The organism is Methylorubrum sp. GM97 (assembly GCF_024347855.1).
GTDB lineage: Bacteria > Pseudomonadota > Alphaproteobacteria > Rhizobiales > Beijerinckiaceae > Methylobacterium > Methylobacterium extorquens.
Map to the genome: position 1 here is coordinate 3160120 of NZ_AP025942.1, position 21384 is coordinate 3181503.

Consider the following 21384-nt stretch of genomic DNA (forward strand, 5'->3'; position numbering starts at 1 on the left):
CCCGGACCTACGCGGTCCGGATGTCAGGGCCCCGTCGCCGGCACGTAGGCGCGGATGCCGAGCGGTAGATCGGCGCCGGGCCGCTGGAAGGAATCTGGGGCGGCACGCTGGCGTGCCTCGTCCCCGGTGGGACGCGGCCCGGCGCTGGCCCGAACGCTCACGGCATCCCAGGGACCGGCGATCTCGAACAGCGTGGCGGGGGGTGACGCCCCGTCGGCGGAGGCGGTTGCCCGGGACAGGATCTCGGCCTGCGCCTGGAAGCGCCGGTCGGCCAGGGCGACGCGCCCGTTCAGGGACGCGCCGAGGGTGCGAGAGGCGAGCCTTCCCTCGACGATCTCGCCGACGCCGTCGGCGAACAACAGGGTCACGGCGGCATGCTCGAAGGGCGTCCGGCCGTTGCGCCGGGCCAGCGCCCCCGGCGCCACCGCGCCGCCGCGATGAACCACGTCGGCGAGGTCGAGCCCGGACAGGGCACCGTCCGCACTCTCCAGCGCGACCCGGCCGGATACGGAACGGGCCAGGGCATCGACATCGTGGCCGGCTCCCTCCAGCGCGAGACTGCCCCGCGTCGCCCCGAGCACCCAGCGGGACTGGCCGAGATCGTCGAGCAGGGCACCGAGATCGAGCCCGTCGAAACTGCCCTGCGCCTTCACGCGGGTGGGGGCCGCCTCGCCCCCGTCGGCGGCAAGGGAAACCCGGCCCTTGACCATACCGCCGCGCACGTTGGCGCGGCCGAGCGACGCCTCGATGCCGTCCTCGCGCACGAGAACGCTGGAGGCGAGGTCCGTCAGCTGCACCGGACCGATCCGGGCATTGCCGGCGGAGATCCGCAGATCGAGGTCGCCCCCGGTGAAGGGACGCAGCTCGAGGGACCGGCTGTGCCTGGCCGCGTCGTCGGCGGCACGATCGAAGCCCGTCAGGCGCAGGAGACCGGCGAGCAGCGGCGAGAGGTTGAGGTTTTCGGCCGCGAGCGTGGCCTGCACCGCGTTGCGCTTCGGGCCGAAGGTGGCCGAGCCTGCCCCCTCGAGCACGTTCCCGTCGCTGCGCACGGTGACGCTCGGAAACTGGATCTGACCGGCGGCCGCCTCGAAGCTGCCCTCCACGGCGAAATCCTCGACGAAGGGCGACAGGGCAAGACCCCCGCCGGTCAGGGCCAGCGTCTTGTGCAGGGATCGGGTCTGGAGGCTGCCGGTGCCCGAGGCCTTGAGGCCGTCGCGCAGGCTGCCGTTGCCCTGGGCGCTCAGGGAGCCCGTTGGCCATGTCAGGGCGGCGGTGAAGGGGCTCTCACCCCCGGAAAAGAGCGCGTAGGGCCGCAGATCCGTCAGCGTGATCCGGGCGCTGCCGTCGCTCCAGCGAAATCCCCCGTTCACCGCAAGGCTCTCGCTCCAGGCCGGCCAGGAGATCGTGAGATCGACGTCGCGGGCCGTCTGCAGCGTCCCGTCCCGCGGGTCGCGGCCCTTGAGCGCGCAGCGGGCGAGGATGATCCGCCGGGGCCGGTCGCCGTTCGCACCGGCGATGCTGTGGGTCAGGCGCTCGGCCGCCGCGGACCAGCGGGGATCCCCCGCTTCCTGCGGCAGCACCAGCTCCGACCCGTCGAGCGTCAGGGAATCGACCTCGACTCGGCCGGTGAGCAGCGCGGCGAGGCCGAGCTGAAGCGACAGGTTTCCGCCCGCGGCCAGCACCGGCCCGGCGGCATCGCCCTCGGTCAGGCGGACATCCTCGAACACGATCCGGGGGAGGGGGAGCAGCACGACCTCCGTGCGCCCCCGGGCCGCCAGCGCCACGCCCCAGCCCTGCTGCAAGCCCCGGCTGACGAAGCGGGCGGTGCCGGGAGCCTCGATCGACCACGGCAGGCAGGCAGCCACCAACCCCGCAGCGACGAGTCCGAGTGCGAGGGCGGAAAGGGTGCGGCGCAGCGACATTGCACTCCGTGGGCGGGCGACGCGGATCGGTTCGGCCGAACCGCGTCGGCGTGGCGAGCCGTGCGATCCGACTCCTTAGCCGTTTCCCGTTCTCCTGTCCCGCGAACGGGGTCAGACCCGCCCGCAATGCAGTGGATGGGGTGGGCCGGGCTTCGATGAGGATCGGCCGCAGCCTCGCCCACCGGGCAAGCGGTTACGGCGCGGGGCTTTTGCATTGCGCGCAAATGCGTCGCCGGTTTGACGGGGCCCGCTTCGCGTTGCACACCCGATCGCCATCGATCGGGAGCGCGGCCGGCGCCGAATCTCGGACCGAATCTCGGACATTGTATCGTGGCCAACGAATCATGGCCCGCCCTGGCGGAAGACTAAGGAAGGGACGCTGTCGATGAAGAAGGTCTATCCGGATCCGAAGGCGGCGCTCGCCGGCCTCCTGCGCGACGGCATGACGATCATGGCCGGCGGCTTCGGCCTGTGCGGCATCCCGGACGAGCTGATCGACGCGATCCAGGCCTCGGGCGTGAAGGACCTCACCGTCATCTCCAACAATGCCGGCATCGACGGTGTCGGCCTGGGCAAGCTGCTCGACACCCGTCAGGTGAAGAAGATGATCTCGTCCTATGTCGGCGAGAACAAGGAATTCGCCCGCCAGTATCTCGGCGGCGAACTCGAGATCGAGTTCAACCCGCAGGGCACGCTGGCCGAGCGCATCCGCGCAGGCGGTGCGGGAATCCCGGCCTTCTTCACCAAGACCGGCGTCGGCACCAAGGTCGCCGAGGGCAAGGAAGTGCGCGAGTTCGACGGCGAGAACTACGTGATGGAGCGCGGGCTGTTCGCGGATCTGGCCATCGTCCACGCCTGGAAGGGCGATACCGAGGGCAACCTCGTCTACCGGAAGACGGCGCGCAACTTCAATCCGATGATGGCCACCGCCGCGGAGGTGACGGTCGCGCAGGTCGAGCACCTCGTCGAGCCGGGTGAGATCGACCCCGACCACATCCACACGCCGGGCATCTTCATCGGCCGCATCCTCCACGTGCCGGTGCGCGAGAAGCGCATCGAGCAGCGCACCGTGCGCAAGCGCAAGGAACCGGAAGCAGCGGCAGCCGGCGGCGGCCAGATCTGATTCGACCATCGGCCGAGAGGCCACGAGCGCGACGGCGCGTCACCGCCCGTTTTGGCGGACGGCGCATCGTCGCTCCGAGGATGCGCCAAACGAGGGAACGTCAAGACCATGGCCTGGACCCGTGAGCAGATGGCGGAGCGCGCCGCCCGGGAGCTGGAAGACGGCTTCTACGTGAATCTCGGCATCGGCATTCCGACGCTGGTGTCGAACTACATCCCCGAGGGCATGTCGGTGCAGTTGCAATCCGAGAACGGCATGCTCGGCATGGGGCCGTTCCCCTATGAGGGCGAGGAGGATCCCGACCTCATCAACGCCGGCAAGCAGACCATCACCGCGCTGCCGACCACGAGCTACTTCTCCTCGGCCGACTCGTTCGGGATGATCCGCGGCGGGCATATCGACCTGTCGATCCTCGGCGCGATGCAGGTGGCGCAGAACGGTGACCTCGCCAATTGGATGATCCCCGGCAAGATGGTGAAGGGGATGGGCGGGGCGATGGATCTCGTCGCCGGCGTCAAGAAGGTCGTCGTGGTGATGGAGCATGTCGCCAAGGGCAAGGACGGCTCGGAGAGCGCAAAGCTCCTGAAGGCCTGCGACCTGCCGCTGACCGGCACCGCCGTGGTCGACATGGTCATCACCGATCTCGGCGTCTTCACCATCGACAAGAAGGGCGATGGCGGCATGACCCTGGTCGAACTCGCCGACGGCGTCACCGAGGACGAGATCCGCGCCAAGACCGAAGGCGAGTTCGCCGTCGCGCTGAACTGAGACGCGAGGGCCGGGAGGGAAGGCGGCCCGTTTCGGGACGCCTTCCGCGCCCCTCGGCCGGGCATGGCTAAGCAGGCATTAATCGGGATCGTCGAAAGCTTCGCATCGACCGGACGGCGCCGTGAGAGCGCGCCGGTCGGGGAGCTTTCCGCGATACGAAGGTACCTGTGTATGCGTAGCGTTCCGGGAACGGACAACGTCATCCCCTTCCGTCGGCCTGCGGCCGCGCGGCAGGGCGCCATCAACGCGGCATTCGGAGCGGGCGAACCTCCCCGCAGCCGCTCGAGGAGCGACCAGCGCAACCTGATGGATGCGGTCTATGCCACGGGCAGCCTGCGGGTTCCGGCGGGTGACCGCGAGACCAAGCTCATCGCCTCGCGCCTGCAGGTCTACGGCTTCCTCACGATCGAGGAGATGGATGAGGACGGCGCGCTGCGCCGCCTGCGTCCCTCCGAGGCGATCCGCGCCCGCGCCGAGCGGCCTTGGCGCCTGTCGAAGGCGAGCTACGGCGCGAGCCTCGCGGTGACGATCCCTTCCGTCGATGACTTCCTGTTCGAGCCGGCGGGCATGCCGGCCTGATTCCGCCGCCGCAGGACGCGCGTCACCCGCGCGCGTCCGCGCCGACTGGGCTGTTGTTTTGCATCATCTTCTTCCGAAAGCCGGTAGCCACCTTTCGGGATGATGCTCTAGAAGCATGGCCATGCGCGAGCGCCCGCACCGATCCGTGCACGGCCGCGCGATCATCGGGGTGATCGCGCTCTACGCGCTTGTCTTCCAGGCCTTCCTCGCGGCTCTCGCGCCCGCCCTGCCGCGCCTCGACGGCGGCATTCTCTGCGCGGAGCATCTTACCGCTTCCGGCACGCCGGCCGACGACGAGCTGCCCTGCGGCCATCACGCCTGCTGCACGCAGGTCCAGGCGGCCCATTTCCTCCCGCCGGCGCAGGTCGCGTCCGCAACCGCTATCTGGCCGCCGCGCGCCGCCCCCGTGCCGTGGCGCGCCGCGGCGACGATCCGCGCCCGCGCACCGCCCGATCAGGGCACCAGTCCCCGAGGTCCGCCCGCCGCCTGAGACGATCGCTCCGATCCCTCAGACGCGGATTTCGAACCTATGCCTTCCAGCCTGTCGGGCACCGCCGGTTTCACCGCCGCGGCGGCTTTGCGCGTCTCGCGCGATGCGGTCTATCGTGCCGTATGGCGCTGGCATTTCTATGCCGGCCTGCTCTGCCTGCCCTTCCTGATCCTGCTCTCGGCCACCGGCGCGCTCTACCTGTTTAAGGCCGAGATCAACGCGACCGTGTTCGCCCACCGCACGGTGGTCGCATCCTCGGGCCGAACCCCGCTCGGGCCCGACCGCCTGATCTTCAACGCCATGCAGGCGGTGCCGGAGGGCAACCCGCTCTCCTACACCGAGCCCGCCGGCCCCGCCGCCTCGGCCCTCGTCACCCTCGCCGAGGGTGGGGGCAAGATCCTCGTCTACCTCGACCCCTATACCGGCGACGTGCTCGATCGCGTCGCCGCGGATCGCGAGTTCTTCGGGATCGTGCGCGGCCTCCACAGCCTCACCCTGTTCGGGACGGCGGCGAACGCCCTGATCGAGATCGTGGCTGGGTTCGCAGTCATCCTCGTCGTGACCGGCGCCTATCTGTGGTGGCCGCAAGGGGAGGGGCAGCGCCGGGGGCGTGCCGTAAGCCTGCGCGAGACGCCGCGACGTCGCGTCTGGTGGCGCGATCTTCACGCCGTCACCGGCCTGTTCGCCGGGGCGGGCCTGCTGTTTCTCGCGCTCACCGGCCTGCCCTGGTCGGTCTGGTGGGGGCAGGAATTGCGGGCGTGGTCGAACCGGGCCGGGCTCGGCCAACCGACCCAGCTCTGGGCCGGCAAGGCCGTCTCCACCGTGCCGATGGGCGCGCGCCTGGAAAGCGCCGGCTGGGCGCTCGAAGACGCCTCGATGCCGCGATCGGCCCCCTCCGGAGCGCCGTCCCTCGGCATCGACCGCGCGGTCGCGACCCTTCGCGACATGGCTCTGCCCGGGGGGTTCGAACTGGCGCTGCCGCTGGGCGAGACCGGCGTCTACGCCGCCTCCGCCTATCCGCGCGACGTCACGGGTCAGCGCATGGTCTCCCTGGACCGCTACAGCGGTCAGCCGATCATCGACGTGCACTTTTCCGATCTCGGTCCCGTAGCGCGGGCGATCCAGTACGGCATCGGCATCCACAAGGGTGAGTTCTGGGGGCGGGCGAACCAGCTCGCCATGCTCGCCTTCTGCCTCGCCACGATCCTGCTCTCGGTCACCGCCGCAGTGATGTGGTGGAAGCGGCGCCCGGCCGGACGCCTCGGCACGCCGCCCTGGCCGCGGGACCGGCGCGTCATCGCCACCGTCACCGGCCTGATGCTCGGCCTCGGCGCCCTGTTCCCGCTGACCGGCCTCGCGATCCTGGCCCTGCTCGGCCTCGACCTTGCTGCCCAAGGCCTGCGCCTCGCCGCGCGCACCTGACGCCTGCCATTCGCGGGCCCCTGCGGCCCGACCCGATCTCACGTCGCCACGAGCCGTCCCATGCGTTCCCACTCCGCCGCGCACCGTGCCGCCTGGCTCCTCGCCGCTTCGCCGCTGGCCCTGTCGGGTTTGGCCGCGGCCCAGACCGCCGGCGAGTCCGTCACCCTGGAGGAACTTGCCGTCACCGGCGAGGGCGCGCCGCAAAGACAAGCGGCGGCCGGGTCCGGTGCGCCGGGCTTCGGGGTTTCCGGCCCGCCGGGCGCGGCCGCCCTCGGCATCGAGCGCCCGATCGGGCAGGTCGTCACTGCGGTCGGGCGCGAGGGGACGATCGCCAACCGCCCTGCCACCTCCATCGGCACGGTGCTGCTCGACAGCCCCGGCGTGACCCTGCGCCAGGGCAATGGCGGGCGCGACGTGGTGATCTCGATCCGCGGCAACAACGCCCGCGCCACCGGCGTCACCCGCAACATGGTGGTGCTGGAGGACGGCTTCCCCGTCACCCAGCCCGACGGCGCCTCGCGCTTCGATCTGGTCGATCCCCGCGCCTATTCGCGCATCGACGTGTTCCGCGGGCCGCAATCGGCCCTGTTCGGCAATTTCGCCACCGGCGGGGCGCTGGCCTTCCGCACCCGTACCGGCCGCGAGATCGACGGCTACGAGATCGGCGTCGATGCCGGGAGCTTCGGCTACCTCAGCAACTACTTCAGCGTCGGCGGCGTGAGCGGTCCGTTCGAGATCAGCCTGTTTGCCAGCGACGTGCGCGCCAACGGCTATCAGGACCATTCCTCCTACGACACCCAGACGATCAACCTGCTCGCGAGCTACACGCCGAGCCCCGACAACCGCTTCACCCTCAAGGTCATCAACAACGAGGTCACGGCCAACATCCCCGCCCGGTCCTCGCTCGACCAGTTCCGCATCAACCCATACCAGCGCGGCTGCGACGCAGCGGCGACGGCAGCCCCCGGCTGCACCACCTTCGGCCTCCTGGCGAACGGCGCCTTCGGCCCGCGGGTGCCGGTGACGGCGAGCGAAGGCGCGTTCCGCCGTAACGACCGGCGCACGATCATCGCAGGCCGCTGGGAGCACGACATCGACGCCCAGACCGCGTGGCGGGTGCAGGTCGGCTTCGACGAGCGCAACTACAACCAGCCGTTCTACACGACCTCGGGACGCGGCAGCCTGCCCTCCTATTTCGTGCAGACCGACCTGACCCGCCGCGGCGAGCTGTTCGGCCTGCCGGCCGTCGGCAGCGTGACGCTCGCCTACAGCGCCGTCGATATCGCGGCGTCCGTCTACAACCGTGCGCCCTATGGCGGCGCCCGTCTCGGCGCGCTGATCGGGTTGCAGGAGGCGCTGCAATCGAATCTCGGCGGCCGGGCTCGGCTCGAACTCGAACTCGCACCGCAATGGACGGCCGTGGCCGGCCTCGGCGCGGAGGAATCGAGTATCATCGGGCGCAATCGCACCTTCGCGACGACGGCCGCCGGCACCGGATCGACCCTGGCGCAGGCCGACCGCCGCTTCCTCAACGTCGCGCCGGAACTCGCCCTGGTCTACCGGCCGGATCCGGACTGGGCCCTGCGCGGCCGGGTGGCCACCGGCTACGCGACGCCGTCCTTTTCCAGCATGTTCGTGAACGCGACCGGATTGCCCGGCAACAACACCGACCTGAAGACGCAGGAGAATCTCGGCTTCGATCTCGGCACCGATTTTATGCCCTTGCCGGGACTACGGCTCAGCCTCACCGGGTTCTACGAGTTCTTCCACAATGAGTTCGTCACGCAGTCGCCGGGGGCGGGCCTGCTGAACTACACCTTCAACGCGCCGGCTTCCGAGCATCGCGGCATCGAGGTTGGGGCCGATTGGACCTTCGTTCCGGGCTGGCGCGGGGTGCTGGCCTACACCTTCGACGATCAGGTCTACACCGATTACGTCGAGCAGCTCAGCGCCGCCGCGCTCACCGCCCGCTTCGACCGGGCCGGCAACCGCATTCCCGGCGTGCCGGCGCATCAGCTCCTGGCACGGATCGGCTACGACGTGCCGGCCGGCGCCTTGGCCGGGCTCGGCGGCTTCGCCGAGGTGGTGGCGCAGGACGGCTACTTCATCGACAACGCCAACCTCCTGAAGGTGCCGGGCTTCGCGATCCTGAACCTCAACATCCACTACGCGGCCCTGCTGCCGAACGGCTACGCCCGGCGGATCGACCTGTACGGCGAGGTCCGCAACGTCCTCGACACGACCTATGTCGGCTCGGCCAACCCGCTGGCAAACACGCTCAACGCGGCGACCGGCGCCCAGAACGGCCGCGCCGCGCTCGCCGGCACCACGGGCTCGATCTTTGCCGGCCCCCCGCGCACGTTCGTAGCGGGGATGAAGCTGTCGTTCTGACGGTCCGCCGATCAGCGTGGGACTGCGCTGGCGCGGGCGTTTCCCGCGCCCCGCCTCCGGGTGCCTGAACCGAAACCGGTGTCAGACCTGCGCATCGGCCCCCTCGTCCTCGTCGCCCGCCCCCGCCTCGACATCCTCACTGCGCAGCAAGCGCGCCTGGAGATCGGCGACGCGGCGGACCGATTGCGCGTGTTTGGGCGAGACTGGTTCCAACGGAGCCAGCCCGCGCTTGATCGCCAGGAGGCCGGGGTCGCCCCAGCGTTCGAGCAGCGCCTGGAAGGCGGCGTGGCGGGCGGGGTCGAAGGCGATGCGGCGGCCCATCCCGTCCTTGTAGGGGTGGGGTGGGTGAAGCCCGCCGCAGGGCACGAAGCCGCCGGGGATCGGCGTCGTCGCCGCATGGGTGCGCCCGGCCCGCAGGAGCTTGGGCAGAACGTGCGTGTGCGGTCCCTTGGGGCTGTTGCCGCCGGGACCGGGGATCGGCGCGTAGACCTCGATCCGCCCGATGCGGGCGCGGAAGATCCGGTGCGGGCTCATTGCTGCGAGGTGCGGGCCGATCGGGTTATCGGTGGCGAAGACCGGCTTCCCGACCCCCGCGCGCAGGCAGGCGATGGTGTCCGGATCGCTCGCGCGCACACAGGCATCGACGGCCCGCAGCCCGAGCCCGAGATCGAACAGGATCGCCGCGCGGTCCTGCTCCCGCGCCGCTTCCCGGTCGGGACCGAGCTCGGTGACGGCCGTTCGCACGCTCATGGCGCAAGCGGAGTCGGGCAGGCACAGGGCCACCGCGTGGTTGTAGCCGCCGGAGAATCCGGTCTCGTAGGCGACCGGCCTGAGGCCGGGGCTGAGTGTCAGCGCGATGGCGCCGCGATCGGTGGCGAGGCCGATTCGCGCGTCCGGCAGGGGCCGCACCGGCTCGTCGTCGTCGCGCATGAACTCGGCGATGGCGCCGAAACTGCCGAGGCTCCAGGCGGTGTCGGCATCGTGGAGCGCAGCGCGCAGCAGGCCTTCGACCTCAGACGGGTCGGGGGTCGGCGGCATCTCTCGTCTCCTTGGCTGTCGCGCGGGCCCAGGGCAGGATGTAGGGCGTGCCGTCGGCTGCCTGTCCGCGCCGGACCGTGACACCGAAGGTCGCGGCCAGACGCGCATCGGTGAGCGCGTCCTCGGGCCGCCCGTCGGCGACGATGCGCCCGGCCTCCATCACCACGATCCGGTCGCAGCAGCGAGCGGCCAGCGTGAGATCGTGCAGCACCGCCACCACGCCCGTCCCACCGCGGGCGATGTCGCGGAGCAGGGCCATGGCGTCGAGCTGGTGGGCCGGGTCGAGGGCGGTGATCGGCTCGTCGGCGAGCAACCACGCAGCCTCCACCGCGAGCGCGCGGGCGAGCAGCACCCGCATCCGCTCGCCGGAGGAGAGCGTCGGCTCGAAGCGCTCGGCGAGGTTGGTGATACCGGTCGCCGCCATGGCGCGGGCGATGGCGGCCGCATCGGCATCCGAGAGGCCGGCAAAGGCGCGGCGGTGGGGCAGGCGGCCGAGCGCCACGATCTCGCGGATCCGCATCGGCCAGCCGACACCCGCCCCCTGGAACAGGGCGGCGATCCGACGGGCGCGGGACTCGCGGGAGAGGCGGTCGAGCGGCGCGCCGTCGAGGGTCACGCCACCCTTCGCCGGGGGAAGGAGGCCGGCCAGAACCCGCAGCAGCGTCGTCTTGCCGGCCCCGTTCGGCCCGACCAGGCCGACGAGGCGGCCGGGTTCGAGCGCGAGGCCGATACCGGACAGGAGGGCGCGACCGTCGACGGCGACATCGACGGCGTGGGCGCACAGGCTCATGCGGGCCGCCCCCGGTTCCGCAGCAGCAGGACGACCAGGAACGGCGCGCCAACGAGGGCGGTGACGACACCGAGCTTCAACTCGGGCCGGGTGGCGAGCAGCCGGACGCCGAGATCGGCCGCGAGCACCAGCACGGCTCCGGCAAAGCCGCTCGGCCACAGGCTCGCCCCCGGCCGGCCGCCGACCCACGGCCGCACGAGGTGTGGGACCACGAGCCCGACGAAACCGATGGCGCCGCTCACCGCAACTCCGCTGCCAACGGCAAGCGCCGCCCCCGCGATCATCCGCAACCGAACCGATATGAGATCGAAGCCGAGGCTCGCGGCGGTGTCCTCGCCAAGCGCCAGGGCGTCGAGCGCGGCGGCCGTCGAGAGCATCAGAGCCCAGCCCAGGGCCATCAGCGGCAGGCACAGCAGGACGTGATCGAGGCTGCGGTCGGCCAGCGATCCCATCAGCCAGAACACGATCTCCAGGGCCGCATAGGGGTTGGGCGACAGGTTGAGGGCAAGCGCGGTAAGCGCGCCCGCGAAGCTGGAAAGCCCCACGCCCGCGAGGATCAAGCCGAGCGTACCGCTACCGCGGGCGGCGAGGCCGATCAAAAGAAGCGCGGCGCACGCCGCCCCCGCAATGCCGCCGAGGGGCAGGGCGAGGCCCACACTGCCGGCAAGGCCGCCATAGAACACGATCACCGCGCCGAGGGCCGCCGCCGAGGAGATGCCGAGGATGCCGGGATCCGCCAGCGGATTGCGCAGGAAACCCTGCATCACCGCCCCGGTCAGGCCGAGGCTGAAGCCGACGAGTCCGCCGAGCAGGGCGCGGGGAAGTCGCAGCTCCCACAGCACCAAAGCGGCCAGGGTCTCCCGGCCGGCGATCCGGTCACCCGCTGCCGCGACGAGATCGAAGGGTGCGTAGCCGACCGCCACCGAGGCCAGCGTGAGGAACACCGAGGCGAGCGCGAGGGCAAGCGTCATAGGTGCCGGCCGCGCCGGGCGGAACCGCCGCGTCGGGCGCTCGGTGCGGAAAAGGGGGGCGTTCACGGCGGTTCCGCCCTCTGCCGGGCAGCCTCGGCGAGGCGCGCCACCACCTCGGCGACCTGCGGGCCGGGGCAGGTCCACAACCGGTTCGGGATCGAGACGACGCGGTCCCGTTGCCGGAGCGCGGCGAGGACCGGATGGTGCAGCAGCGTGTCGGCGAGCGAGGGAGTGCCGGGCTCACTCTCGTCCAGGACAATGAAATCGGGGTTCGCCAGGGCTGCGGCCTCCAGCGGCACCTGTCCGAACCGGTCGCGGCCGATCTCTGCGGCGACGTTGACGAGCCCGGCGGCACGGATCAGCGCATCGCCGAGGCTGCCGGGCGCCACGGTGAAAGCGTTCGGGTGCATGACCAGGGCGCGCAGCGGCTTTTCCGACGGCGTGACCGCGGCGACGCGTGCATCGAGATCTGCGACCATCGCGTCGCCGCGCTCCGCATGGCCCAGAGCGGCGGCCACGGTGCGGATCTGTGCGCGCACGCCGTCGAGATCGGCCGGCGCGCCGAGTTCGAGCACAGGGAAGCCGGCGCGCTTCAGCATGGCCACGGTGGTCCGCGTGGTGAACGCGCCCGCCACGACGAGGCCGGGCCGCAATGCCACGATCTCCTCGGAGAGGCCTCGGATCACCGGCAGGCCCTCGGCCCTGTCCGCCACCAGCGAGCTGCGCGGATCGCGGGCAAACCCCGTGATTCCCGCCACCTGCGCCCGGTCGGCGAGGCGCAGGACCAGTTCGTCGGCGCACAGGTTCATCGAGACCACGCGCGCCGGCATCGACGCGGCGAAAGATGCGTGCGGCAGGAAGGTCAGCAGCAGGGTGAGGGCATGGCGCAGCCGCATCACGGGCTCAGAACGAGGTCAGTCGAGCCCCGCCATAGACCGCGGGCCCCGGCCCGAGGAAGCGGAATAGGTTCTGGTAGCCTTTGTCGAACAGCTTAACGATGCGCGTGTGCCCGTCAGCGTGGGTTCGGGCATCGGGCTCCAGAGCCCTTTGAGGCTTACCTTATGGCGCGGGCGGCGCAGAAACTTCGGCGACGCGTCGATGTGTCGAGCGCCGCTGGAACTCGCCCGTGCGATGCGTCATATGACCATCGAGATGGTCAGGAGCCGGCGATGGACACGATTAACTTGGCGGATGCCAAAGGTCGCCTGAGCGAATTGGTCGATCGGGTCGAGGCCGGAGAATCAATCGGCATTACGCGGCGCGGAAAGCCCGTGGCGAGGCTCACGTCTGTCGCAAGACCGCGGCAGCGGATCGATACGTGTATGCTTCGAGCGTTGACGGCAACGATGCCGCCGCAGACCGAGGGCGCTGCCGAGCTCGTCCGCTCGATGCGGGACGGCGACCGTTCCTGATGCTGTATCTCGATACCTCGCTGATCGTCGCCGCCCTCTCCAATGAGACATCGACGGCGCGGACCCAGCAATGGCTGGGCGAGCAGGAGCCTGAAGATCTCGTCATCAGCGATTGGACCATCACCGAGATGTCGTCCGCCCTCGCCATCAAAGTTCGGACGGGTCAGATCGATCTGAAGCAGCGCGCGGCCGCGCTGGCGATGTTTAACAGGCTGATGGCCGAGAGCTTGCAGGTCCTGCCGATCGCTGGCGGACACTTCCGGGTGGCGGCGAAGTTCGTCGATCAGCAGACGCTCGGGCTTCGGGCCGGGGATGCCCTGCATCTCGCCACCGCGTCGATGCACGGCGCGACCGTCTACACGCTCGATCGCCGCCTCGCCGAAGCCGGCCCGGTTCTCGGCGTCCCGACGCAGTTGCTGGCATGAAGCCGCCTGCGCCGACCAAACCGAGACCGAGCCTCTTAGCGGTCCGTTCTCACTCCCACTCGATCGTGCCCGGCGGCTTCGAGGTGATGTCGTAGGTCACCCGGTTGATGCCCTTCACCTCGTTGATGATCCGCGTCGCGACGCGGCCGAGGAAGGCCATGTCGAAGGGGTAGAAGTCGGCGGTCATGCCATCGACCGAGGTGACGGCGCGCAGCGCGCAGACATGGTCGTAGGTGCGCCCGTCGCCCATCACGCCCACCGTCTTCACCGGCAGGATCACCGCGAAGGCTTGCCAGATCGTGTCGTAGAGACCGGCCTGCCGGATCTCGTCGAGATAGATCGCGTCGGCCTTGCGCAGGGCCTCCAGCTTCTCGCGCGTGATCATCCCCGGGCAGCGAATGGCGAGGCCCGGTCCGGGGAAGGGGTGGCGGCCGACGAAGCTCTCGGGCAGCCCGAGTTCCTTGCCCAGCAGGCGAACCTCGTCCTTGAACAGCTCGCGCAGGGGCTCCACGAGCTTCATGTTCATCCGCTCGGGCAGGCCGCCGACATTGTGGTGGCTCTTGATCGTCACGGAGGGACCGCCGGAGAACGAGACGCTCTCGATCACGTCCGGATAGAGCGTGCCCTGGGCGAGGAAGGCGGCGCCGCCGATCTTGCCGGCCTCGGCCTCGAACACGTCGATGAACAGCCGGCCGATCGTCTTGCGCTTCACCTCGGGGTCATCGACGCCCTCGAGCGCGCCGATGAACAGATCCTGCGCCTGCACGTGGACGAGGGGGATGTTGTAGTGGTCGCGGAACAGGCGGACGACCTCGTCGCCCTCGCCGAGGCGCATCAGGCCGTGATCGACGAAGACGCAGGTGAGCTGATCGCCGATCGCCTCGTGGATCAGCACCGCCGCGACCGAGGAATCGACGCCGCCGGAGAGGCCGCAGATCACCTTTTCCTTGCCGACCTGCTCGCGGATCTTGGCGATCGCCTCCTCGCGGTAGGTGCCCATGGTCCAGTCGCCGGAGCAGCCGGCGATGTCGCGCACGAAGTTGCGGATCAGCAGCGCGCCGTGCGGGGTGTGGTGCACCTCCGGATGGAACTGGACGGCGTAGTAATGGCGGGCCTCGTCCGCCACCGCGGCGAAGGGCGCGTTGCGCGACATCGCGATGGTGGCAAAGCCGTCCGGCAGCTTCGTCACCCGGTCGCCGTGGCTCATCCAGACCGGGTATTTCTCACCCGCGTGCCAGACCCCCCGGAACAGCGGCGAGTCCGAGACGATCTCGACCTCCGCACGGCCGAACTCGGCATGGTGGCCGCCCTCGACCTCGCCGCCGAGCTGGGCCGCCATGGTCTGCTGGCCGTAGCAGATGCCGAAGACCGGCACGCCGGATTCGAAGATTTTTTGCGGGGCGCGCGGCGACAGATCCGTCGTGACCGATTCTGGTCCCCCCGACAGGATCACGCCCTTGGGCCGGTGCGCCTCAAAAGCGGCCTCGGCCTTCGTGAACGGCACGATCTCGCAATAGACGCCCTCCTCGCGCACGCGGCGGGCGATGAGCTGCGTCACCTGGGAGCCGAAATCGACGATCAGGATCTTGTCGTGGTGGGAGGTATCGATGGTCATGCTGCCTCGGGCCTTCTGCGATACCGGTTAGACGAGGCCTCGGAACGGCGCAACGCGCCCCTGGGGTCAGGAGGCGCATGCGGCGGCCCTCAAGTCGCTGCCGTTAATCTTACGTTCACGGTTTCGGGGCGACACGGCACGCCCCTCGAAACGGACAGGAGCCATCCGACCATGAGAGCAGCCCTCTTCGGAATCGCCGTCACGATCGCAGGTTTCGGCGCCGCCGCGCCGGCCCAGGCCCTTCCCCTTTCCGGCGCCGCCCGCTGACGGACGGACTGTTCCAGCAGGCTCAGTACAGCCGCCGCGTCGTCCGCGGCCCGCGCTGCCGGACCGTCGTCACCAAGCGCCGTGGCCGGTTCGGCCGCGTGGTCATCACGCGCGAGCGCCGCTGCTTCTGATAACGACCTCTACCTCAGAACGACGAGCGGCCCCCGGAGTCGGGGGCCGTTTTTATTTGGCGTACCTGCCATCGCGCGGAGACGATGTCCGGGCATCGTCCGCCTCCGGCGGGAAGCCGCGATCCCGACCCTTGAGCCCGAAAGCGGATGCGGAGCGGGGCTTTGCCTCAAAAACGGTGGTCGCTTCAGCCGTGTCGCCGGGCCTCATCCGTGAAGGGGCGGTGACTGACGGCTTCGGCGGCGACACCGATCACGGCACCGGCCAGGACATCGACGGGAAAATGCGCACCGCGGACGACCTGGACGGCCGCGATGGCAGCCGCGGCGCAATAGGCCGGGGCCGCGGCGTCAGGATAGGTGCGCGCCACCGATCGCGCCACGGCAACGCTCAAGGCGGCGTGCCCCGAGGGGAAGGATTGCCAGGGGCCGTTGCCGGTCCCAGGCCGACCGCGGGCGTAGTGCCCCTCGTCCATGAACACGTTGGGACGGGTGCGGTGGACCGTCCGCTTGATCGTCGTCTTCACGAGGCTCGCCACAAGGCCCGCCGTGAGCATGTTGCGTCCCGCATGCGCGAGTCGGCGGTCACGGGCGACTAGGCCGAGGGCCAGGGCCGTCGCCGATAACGCGAACAGAGCCTGCCAACTGCCGATTTCGCTGGCCGATCCCATGGCCTGGACGGCCGGACGATCCTTGGCCCGCGCGAGCGAGAGGCCGGAAGCGACGTCGGCCGCCTCGATGCCAACGGCCAATTGCGTGGCTCGGGCGCGGATCGAATGTCTCGGTGTCTTCGCAAGCATGGCCCTAAACGCCCGGGATCGGCAATCGTTCGCGGCACTAGACGCGACCGCGAGAGAGCTTTTGCACCGTGGCCGATCGGTGTCCGCGTGGGAGCGATTGCAGCGGCGCTACGACTTCAGCAGGCCGTGGCCGCGCATCCAGGCCATGAACAGGGCGGGCCAGGCTGCCGCGGGACTGCCGGGCACGCCGAGCCCGAAGCCGTGGCCGCCGCGCTCGAACAGGTGCATCTCGGCGGGCACCTTCGCCGCCCGCAGCGCCGCGTACATCAGGAGCGGATGGTCGGTTACCGCGATCCGGTCGTCGGAGGCCTGGACCATGAAGACCGGCGGGGTGCGCTCGTTGACCTGTACCTCCACCGAATAGGCCCGCCGCCGTGCATCGGGCGGGTCGTCGCCGACGAGCACCCGGCGGCTCGACATGGTCCGGTCGAACGGTGCCCGCATGGTGACGATCGGGTAGATCAGCCCGGCGAAGGAGGGGCGGGCGCTCAGACCGTCCGCCTCGTCGGTATCGTCGTAGAGATCCTGCTCGGCATCGGTCGCGGTCACGCCCATCAGGTGGCCGCCCGCGGAGAAGCCGAGCACGCCGATCCGGTCGGGGTCGAGGCCGTATTCCTCCGCCCGCCAGCGCACGAGGCGCATGGCCCGCTGCGCGTCCTGCCGCGGCGCGTCGGGGCCGTCGCGCCATTCCTCGCTCGGCAGACGGTAGACCAGCACGAAGGCGGTGATGCCGGCGCGGGCCAGCCATTGACCGACCGGAAGGCCCTCATTGCCGATGTCGATGCGCAGATAGCCGCCGCCCGCCGCGATCACGATCCCGGCGCCGTTCGGGCGCTGGGGGCGGATCACGAGAAGGCAGGGCCGCACCACGCCGGTGATGACGCCGGTCAGGGTCTCGTCGAACCGGTATTCCGACCGGAACGGCCCGCCGCCGCCCGGCGGCAGGTCCGGCCACAGATCGATGATTTCGAGGTCGGAGCCGGGCGCGGATTTCGGCAGGGGCTGGACGACCTCACCGGTCTGCGGACGCACCGGAAGACGCACGTCCGGCGGTATCGCCGATTCCTGCGCCCGCGCCTCGGCCCCGGTCAGAACCGCCGCCGTCCCCGCGAGCAGGGCTCGCCGGTGCAACGTCATGGTCTCGGCCTCGCCGTCATCGAAACTCCCGCCGCGGTAATGCGCAGGAATCTCGTCCGTGGCGGTTGCCCCGGCATGTCCCCCGCGCGGTCCCGGTGAACAACGGGATCAACGCGCAACCGATCCGGCCTCGGATCAGCTTTTGCGTGTCAGCGTCGCGACATAGAAACCGTCGGTGCCGGTCAGCGCCGGGCTCATCTGGATGCCGCGGGCCGTCTTACGGACCTTCTCGTCGAGACCGGGCACGGGCGCGAGATCGGTCGCGACGGGCCGGATCGCCCCGCTGCGCTGGAGCAATCCGTCGACGGCGGCGTCGTTCTCCTCGGGCAGGAGCGAGCAGGTGACGTAGACGAGGGTTCCACCGGGGCGCAGCAGACGGGCCGCCCGGTCGAGCACCTCGGCCTGCTCGGCGAGCCGGCCGGCGAGGCTGCCCGGCCGCAGGCGCCACTTGGCATCCGGGTTGCGGCGCCACGTACCGGTGCCGGTGCAGGGCGCATCGACCAGAACCCGATCGACCGTGCCGTCGAGATCGGCCAGCACGTCGGCGCGCGCCTTGCCCGTGCGCGGCGTGCGCACCTCGACCTGCGCACCCGAGCGGCGCAGACGCTCGTGGATCGGGGCGAGCCGGCGCGGATCGGCATCGGTGGCGATGATGTGGGCGGCGTTGCCGGTGATTGCGGCGAGCGCCAGCGACTTGCCGCCCCCGCCCGCGCAGAGATCGACGACGGTCTCGCCCGATTTCGCCCCGGCGAGCAGGCTCGCGATCTGCGAACCCTCGTCCTGAATCTCGAACCCGCCCTCCAGAAACAGCGGATCGACATGGAGCGCCGGGCCGCGCCCGTCCTCGCCGAGCGGGATGCGCAGGCCGAGGGCGGAGAGCGGCGTCGTCTCGGGCGAGAGGTCGGCCAAAGCCGCGAAGGCCTCTTCGCGGCTCTGCTTCAGGGTGTTGACGCGGATATCGAGCGGCGCCCGGCGGCCGAGCGCCCGCAATTCGGGCAGCAGCGCATCGCCGAGCAGCGCGGTCAGCGACGGCAGCACGAAGGCCGGCGCATCGCCCGCGACCTCGGGCGGCGCGTCGGCGAGGCTTCCCTCCGCCAGTCGCTTGCGCTCGTCCTCGGTGAGGGGAGGCGGTGCGAAGCGCGCGCCGTCGAACAGCGAGGCGATGCTGGGCTCGGCCAGACCGCGCTGAAGGCGCAGCATGCCGATCACGATGGCCCGGCCGGTCTGCGCGCCCATCACCCAGGCAGCGGAGGCCCGGCGCCGCAGCCCATCATAGACGAGGCTGGCGATGGCCGCGCGGTCGCCGGACCCGGCGTAGCGGTGGGCGAGCCCCCAATCCTTGAGGGCGTCGGCGGCCGGACGGCGGCGATCGGCGATGTCGTCGAGGATCTCGATGGCGGCGGAGAGGCGGGCGGAGGGGGTCAGGATCGGCTCCGGAAACGTTTCGTTAAACTTGCCGTCTTGCGGCCACGCTTGGACCCGCAACCCGACACGATAAGGCCGAGCTTCCGGCACTTTGGACGTTCAGAACGGCACGATGGCCCTGTCCGTCAAGGACAAGTGAGGAAAGGACCCTTCGGATGCCGTCCGTAAGCCTGAGTTTGAAGCCCTTGGTGTGCGCGAGCCTGCTCGCACTCACGCTTGCCGCCTGCTCCACCGCGCCGGCCGCACCCAGCCTCGATCCGGTGCCGCCGCCCGCCCGCCGGCCCGACGCCAAGACGCAGCTCGAATACGGCAGCCCGCCCCCGCCGCCGGGCCGCTACTGACGACCGGCGCGAGCGGGGCGGCTCGAGTGCCTCACAAAACTCCCGATCCCTGGCCGTTCCCGCCTTGGCGAGGACGGCGCAGCGGGAATTTCGTGAGAGACAGTTAGGCCGCCTCGCGGGCGCGCCGGTGCTCGTAGGCCTTGAGGTGCGTGAGCACCCGGGCGAGCACCGGCGTCTCGACGCCCTTTGACTGTCCGCGCGCGATCAGGTCGCCGATGATGTGGTCGGCCTCGATGCGGGCGCCGCCCTCGATGTCGCGCAGCATTGAAGCGGTCATCGCCGAGCCCTCCGCCGTCAGCATCTTGCGGGCGCCGGCAAAGACCTTCTCGCGGGCGGCGTTCCCGTTGGCGCCGGCCACCGCCTGGCACTCGTCGTGGAGCGCCTCGATGAAGGCCCGGCCGCCGGGCGCCGCGACGATGTCGCCGAGCGCCGAGCGCATCAGGGTCGTCGATCCCGCGAGCGTCGCGAGGAAGACCCACTTCTCCCACATCTCCAGCAGGATCTTGTCGCTGGCCCGCGGCTGGAAGCGCACGCCCTCCATCTGCGCCTCGATGCGTGCGATCCGCTCGGAGCGCGTCCCGTCGCGCTCGCCGTAGGTGAGCGTGTGCAGATCGGTCATCTGCCGGATCTCGCCGTCACCCGTCAGCGTCGCGACGATGGCGCAGCTTCCCCCCAGCACCCGGTCGGCGCCGAACGCCTGATCCAGCACGTCGAGATGGCGCAGGCCGTTGAGGATCGGAAGCACCGCCGTGCCGGGTCCGACGGCCGGCGCCACGTCCGCGACCACCGAGTCGAGGTCGTAGGCCTTGGCGGAGAGGAGGACGAGGTCGAACGGCCCGGCCCCGGCGAGCGCGTCCGCCGTCACGGTCTTCGGCGCATCGATGCGGATGTCGCCGACCGGGCTACGGACCGAGAGGCCCCGCGCCACCAGCTTTTCCGCGCGCGCCGGGCGCACCAGAAACGTCACGTCCCGCCCGGCCTCCACGAGCCGCGCCCCGAAATAGCCGCCCGTCGCGCCGGCTCCGACCACGAGAATCCGCATCGTCCTCCCTTTCCTGTTGCGTCCTCACATACGCCGAAGCCTCGCCGCCCGCACCCCGCCGAAAACGGGATGCGGCTGGTGATTTTCGAGACGTCGGCGTGCCGCGCGCCACGAAGGAATCGTAACGATCCCGCGGCAAAGCTTGAGTCCACCAGACGGCCCCTGCATTCCGCACCGGCGATTGCTGGCTTTTGCGGATTTCAATCATGCGCACCCTGCCGACCCTCGCCGTCCTGGCGGCCGGACTACTTCCTGGCCTCTTCGCACAACCCGTCTCGGCCGCGGAACGCCAGCCGTTCGAAGTCGTGAAGGGTTGGGAAGTCGAGCGGACGGTCGGCGATACCAGTGCCAATCCTTGCATCATGACCCACGCCTACGAGGACAAGGACGACAACAACGCTGCCAATGCCGTCGTCTTCGCTCTTCGGGATTCCACGGCCGTCATGGTGCTGGTCTATCAGGGCTGGGACTTCGACAAGGAGCAGTCGGTCAAGGTGCCGCTGTTCCTCGACAAGAAGCCGATCAAGGTGAAGACGACCTGGATCGGCGACGGGAAGACCCTGCGCACCCAGCTGCCGGACAGCGTCGTTCCCGATCTGCTCGCGGCCAAGACCGTAATCCTGCGCTTCGAGGACAGCGACGCCGATTTCCGAATCCCGGATTTCGCGGCGGGCTACGAGTCCCTGCGGCGCTGCGATGCCACGCCGGCCAAACCCGCCGCGGTTGCGGCACCGCAGGCTGCCCCCGTCGGGCCCCCCGCGCCGTCGCAGCAGCGAATCGCGGCCTACGTGATCGGGGTGTCCGTGCAGCGCGTGCTGAAGGATTGCGACGTCCCCTCCACCGGCAAGCAGCGCGCCGGGGTGGAAGCGAGGATGGCCGCGCTCCAGCCGGAGATGGCACCGCTCGAAGCGCAGGTGCGCAGCGAATTGAAGCGCAACGGCGAGTCCTGCCCCGCGGCGGACAAGCAGGCGGACTTCCAGGAGATCCTGCGGAAGTTCGTCGAGCTGAGCCCCGAAGACTTGGTCGCCGCCCTGGAAGAGCAGCCCGCGCCGGAGAAGAGCCCGAATACCCCGTCCGATTCGAAGCTGTAAGTCGGTTGCCACTCGATCGAAGCGGGACTGTATTACTCAGTCTGCGCAGCAGATGTGCCAAGCCAAATCCGCGATCCCGAAAGGATCGACCGGATTTGGCATGAGGTTTCGCGACCGCAAATACCGTCCGGGGTTCGGCGCGACGGCGTGCCGAGCCCGCGGGTCGGACGAAGACCGTCTTCGCCTCTGCCCATAAAACGCTGTGAG

General features: G+C 70.3%; 20 protein-coding genes. 10 read left to right on the forward strand and 10 right to left on the reverse strand.

What is annotated here, in order from left to right; all coding sequences use genetic code 11:
* Window positions 1-23: 23 nt before the first annotated feature.
* Window positions 24-1922 carry an AsmA family protein gene (locus tag MSPGM_RS14610; RefSeq protein WP_261925689.1) on the reverse strand — a complete coding sequence of 633 codons (1899 nt, stop codon included), beginning with the start codon at window positions 1920-1922 and terminating at the stop codon, window positions 24-26.
* A 385-nt stretch (window positions 1923-2307) separates the two neighbouring features.
* On the opposite strand from MSPGM_RS14610, the gene MSPGM_RS14615 reads away from it, so the two are divergent.
* The 6 genes from MSPGM_RS14615 (at window position 2308) to MSPGM_RS14640 (ending at window position 8695) form a co-directional block, all read left to right on the forward strand.
* Entirely contained in the window at window positions 2308-3045 is a 738-nt protein-coding gene (locus tag MSPGM_RS14615) for a CoA transferase subunit A (RefSeq protein WP_003599496.1), read from the forward strand.
* Between the two features lie 108 nt (window positions 3046-3153).
* Entirely contained in the window at window positions 3154-3813 is a 660-nt protein-coding gene (locus MSPGM_RS14620; RefSeq protein WP_003599497.1) for a 3-oxoacid CoA-transferase subunit B, read from the forward strand.
* 171 nt (window positions 3814-3984) lie between these two features.
* Window positions 3985-4392 (forward strand): hypothetical protein, encoded by a 408-nt coding sequence (locus tag MSPGM_RS14625; RefSeq protein ID WP_003599498.1) that lies wholly within the window; start codon window positions 3985-3987, stop codon window positions 4390-4392.
* A gap of 121 nt (window positions 4393-4513) precedes the next feature.
* Window positions 4514-4882: a hypothetical protein gene (locus tag MSPGM_RS14630; RefSeq protein WP_012753192.1), complete on the forward strand. Its 369-nt coding sequence runs from the start codon at window positions 4514-4516 to the stop codon at window positions 4880-4882.
* Between the two features lie 39 nt (window positions 4883-4921).
* Window positions 4922-6304, forward strand: a complete 1383-nt coding sequence (locus MSPGM_RS14635; protein ID WP_003603032.1) for a PepSY-associated TM helix domain-containing protein — start codon at window positions 4922-4924, stop codon at window positions 6302-6304.
* Between the two features lie 60 nt (window positions 6305-6364).
* Complete coding sequence (locus MSPGM_RS14640; RefSeq protein WP_003603034.1) at window positions 6365-8695, forward strand: TonB-dependent receptor family protein; 2331 nt, start codon at window positions 6365-6367, stop codon at window positions 8693-8695.
* Between the two features lie 81 nt (window positions 8696-8776).
* Here the strand turns inward: MSPGM_RS14640 and MSPGM_RS14645 are convergent, their stop codons facing one another.
* The 4 genes from MSPGM_RS14645 to MSPGM_RS14660 are packed head-to-tail and all read right to left on the reverse strand — an operon-like array spanning window position 8777 to window position 12390.
* A complete protein-coding gene (locus MSPGM_RS14645) occupies window positions 8777-9733 on the reverse strand; it encodes a DUF6925 family protein (protein WP_003603037.1) in 957 nt (318 codons plus the stop codon).
* Window positions 9708-10523, reverse strand: a complete 816-nt coding sequence (locus MSPGM_RS14650; RefSeq protein WP_003603039.1) for an ABC transporter ATP-binding protein — start codon at window positions 10521-10523, stop codon at window positions 9708-9710. Before MSPGM_RS14650 ends, MSPGM_RS14645 begins: the two co-directional genes overlap by 26 nt.
* Complete coding sequence (locus MSPGM_RS14655) at window positions 10520-11560, reverse strand: FecCD family ABC transporter permease (protein WP_003603041.1); 1041 nt, start codon at window positions 11558-11560, stop codon at window positions 10520-10522. The genes MSPGM_RS14650 and MSPGM_RS14655 overlap by 4 nt, the downstream gene beginning before the upstream one ends.
* A complete protein-coding gene (locus tag MSPGM_RS14660) occupies window positions 11557-12390 on the reverse strand; it encodes an ABC transporter substrate-binding protein (protein WP_003603043.1) in 834 nt (277 codons plus the stop codon). The genes MSPGM_RS14655 and MSPGM_RS14660 overlap by 4 nt, the downstream gene beginning before the upstream one ends.
* Before the next feature lie 273 nt (window positions 12391-12663).
* Here MSPGM_RS14660 and MSPGM_RS14665 point away from each other — a divergent pair, with 273 nt between their 5' ends.
* Both MSPGM_RS14665 and MSPGM_RS14670 read left to right on the forward strand, forming a co-directional pair.
* The gene (locus MSPGM_RS14665; RefSeq protein ID WP_003603045.1) at window positions 12664-12906 is read left to right on the forward strand and encodes a type II toxin-antitoxin system Phd/YefM family antitoxin; all 243 of its coding nucleotides are present in this window, start codon (window positions 12664-12666) and stop codon (window positions 12904-12906) included.
* Entirely contained in the window at window positions 12906-13331 is a 426-nt protein-coding gene (locus tag MSPGM_RS14670; protein WP_209688522.1) for a type II toxin-antitoxin system VapC family toxin, read from the forward strand. The genes MSPGM_RS14665 and MSPGM_RS14670 overlap by 1 nt, the downstream gene beginning before the upstream one ends.
* Window positions 13332-13380: 49 nt before the next feature.
* On the opposite strand, the gene guaA is transcribed toward MSPGM_RS14670, so the two are convergent.
* The 4 genes from guaA to MSPGM_RS14690 form a co-directional block, all read right to left on the reverse strand.
* Window positions 13381-14946: a glutamine-hydrolyzing GMP synthase gene (guaA, locus tag MSPGM_RS14675; RefSeq protein WP_003603047.1), complete on the reverse strand. Its 1566-nt coding sequence runs from the start codon at window positions 14944-14946 to the stop codon at window positions 13381-13383.
* A gap of 583 nt (window positions 14947-15529) precedes the next feature.
* Complete coding sequence (locus tag MSPGM_RS14680; RefSeq protein ID WP_003603051.1) at window positions 15530-16141, reverse strand: phosphatase PAP2 family protein; 612 nt, start codon at window positions 16139-16141, stop codon at window positions 15530-15532.
* Between the two features lie 108 nt (window positions 16142-16249).
* Window positions 16250-17278, reverse strand: a complete 1029-nt coding sequence (locus MSPGM_RS14685) for an alpha/beta hydrolase (RefSeq protein WP_003603052.1) — start codon at window positions 17276-17278, stop codon at window positions 16250-16252.
* Between the two features lie 135 nt (window positions 17279-17413).
* Window positions 17414-18763 carry an RsmB/NOP family class I SAM-dependent RNA methyltransferase gene (locus MSPGM_RS14690; protein ID WP_003603054.1) on the reverse strand — a complete coding sequence of 450 codons (1350 nt, stop codon included), beginning with the start codon at window positions 18761-18763 and terminating at the stop codon, window positions 17414-17416.
* A 95-nt stretch (window positions 18764-18858) separates the two neighbouring features.
* Here MSPGM_RS14690 and MSPGM_RS14695 point away from each other — a divergent pair, with 95 nt between their 5' ends.
* Entirely contained in the window at window positions 18859-19044 is a 186-nt protein-coding gene (locus tag MSPGM_RS14695) for a hypothetical protein (RefSeq protein WP_043766282.1), read from the forward strand.
* A 103-nt stretch (window positions 19045-19147) separates the two neighbouring features.
* On the opposite strand, the gene panE is transcribed toward MSPGM_RS14695, so the two are convergent.
* Window positions 19148-20086, reverse strand: a complete 939-nt coding sequence (gene panE, locus MSPGM_RS14700) for a 2-dehydropantoate 2-reductase (RefSeq protein ID WP_003602516.1) — start codon at window positions 20084-20086, stop codon at window positions 19148-19150.
* Between the two features lie 206 nt (window positions 20087-20292).
* Here panE and MSPGM_RS14705 point away from each other — a divergent pair, with 206 nt between their 5' ends.
* On the forward strand, window positions 20293-21177 hold the full coding sequence (locus MSPGM_RS14705; RefSeq protein ID WP_003602514.1) for a hypothetical protein: 885 nt from the start codon (window positions 20293-20295) through the stop codon (window positions 21175-21177).
* The last annotated feature ends 207 nt before the right edge of the window (window positions 21178-21384 follow it).

Excerpts from the sequence above, each read along its gene's own strand:
- MSPGM_RS14610 (WP_261925689.1), bottom strand. The coding sequence starts at position 1,922 with ATGTCGCTGCGCCGCACCCTTTCCGCCCTCGCACTCGGACTCGTCGCT.
- MSPGM_RS14615 (WP_003599496.1), top strand. The coding sequence starts at position 2,308 with ATGAAGAAGGTCTATCCGGATCCGAAGGCGGCGCTCGCCGGCCTCCTG.
- MSPGM_RS14620 (WP_003599497.1), top strand. The coding sequence starts at position 3,154 with ATGGCCTGGACCCGTGAGCAGATGGCGGAGCGCGCCGCCCGGGAGCTG.
- MSPGM_RS14625 (WP_003599498.1), top strand. The coding sequence starts at position 3,985 with ATGCGTAGCGTTCCGGGAACGGACAACGTCATCCCCTTCCGTCGGCCT.
- MSPGM_RS14630 (WP_012753192.1), top strand. The coding sequence starts at position 4,514 with ATGCGCGAGCGCCCGCACCGATCCGTGCACGGCCGCGCGATCATCGGG.
- MSPGM_RS14635 (WP_003603032.1), top strand. The coding sequence starts at position 4,922 with ATGCCTTCCAGCCTGTCGGGCACCGCCGGTTTCACCGCCGCGGCGGCT.
- MSPGM_RS14640 (WP_003603034.1), top strand. The coding sequence starts at position 6,365 with ATGCGTTCCCACTCCGCCGCGCACCGTGCCGCCTGGCTCCTCGCCGCT.
- MSPGM_RS14645 (WP_003603037.1), bottom strand. The coding sequence starts at position 9,733 with ATGCCGCCGACCCCCGACCCGTCTGAGGTCGAAGGCCTGCTGCGCGCT.
- MSPGM_RS14650 (WP_003603039.1), bottom strand. The coding sequence starts at position 10,523 with ATGAGCCTGTGCGCCCACGCCGTCGATGTCGCCGTCGACGGTCGCGCC.
- MSPGM_RS14660 (WP_003603043.1), bottom strand. The coding sequence starts at position 12,390 with ATGCGGCTGCGCCATGCCCTCACCCTGCTGCTGACCTTCCTGCCGCAC.
- MSPGM_RS14665 (WP_003603045.1), top strand. The coding sequence starts at position 12,664 with ATGGACACGATTAACTTGGCGGATGCCAAAGGTCGCCTGAGCGAATTG.
- MSPGM_RS14670 (WP_209688522.1), top strand. The coding sequence starts at position 12,906 with ATGCTGTATCTCGATACCTCGCTGATCGTCGCCGCCCTCTCCAATGAG.
- guaA (WP_003603047.1), bottom strand. The coding sequence starts at position 14,946 with ATGACCATCGATACCTCCCACCACGACAAGATCCTGATCGTCGATTTC.
- MSPGM_RS14680 (WP_003603051.1), bottom strand. The coding sequence starts at position 16,141 with ATGCTTGCGAAGACACCGAGACATTCGATCCGCGCCCGAGCCACGCAA.
- MSPGM_RS14685 (WP_003603052.1), bottom strand. The coding sequence starts at position 17,278 with ATGACGTTGCACCGGCGAGCCCTGCTCGCGGGGACGGCGGCGGTTCTG.
- MSPGM_RS14695 (WP_043766282.1), top strand. The coding sequence starts at position 18,859 with ATGCCGTCCGTAAGCCTGAGTTTGAAGCCCTTGGTGTGCGCGAGCCTG.
- panE (WP_003602516.1), bottom strand. The coding sequence starts at position 20,086 with ATGCGGATTCTCGTGGTCGGAGCCGGCGCGACGGGCGGCTATTTCGGG.
- MSPGM_RS14705 (WP_003602514.1), top strand. The coding sequence starts at position 20,293 with ATGCGCACCCTGCCGACCCTCGCCGTCCTGGCGGCCGGACTACTTCCT.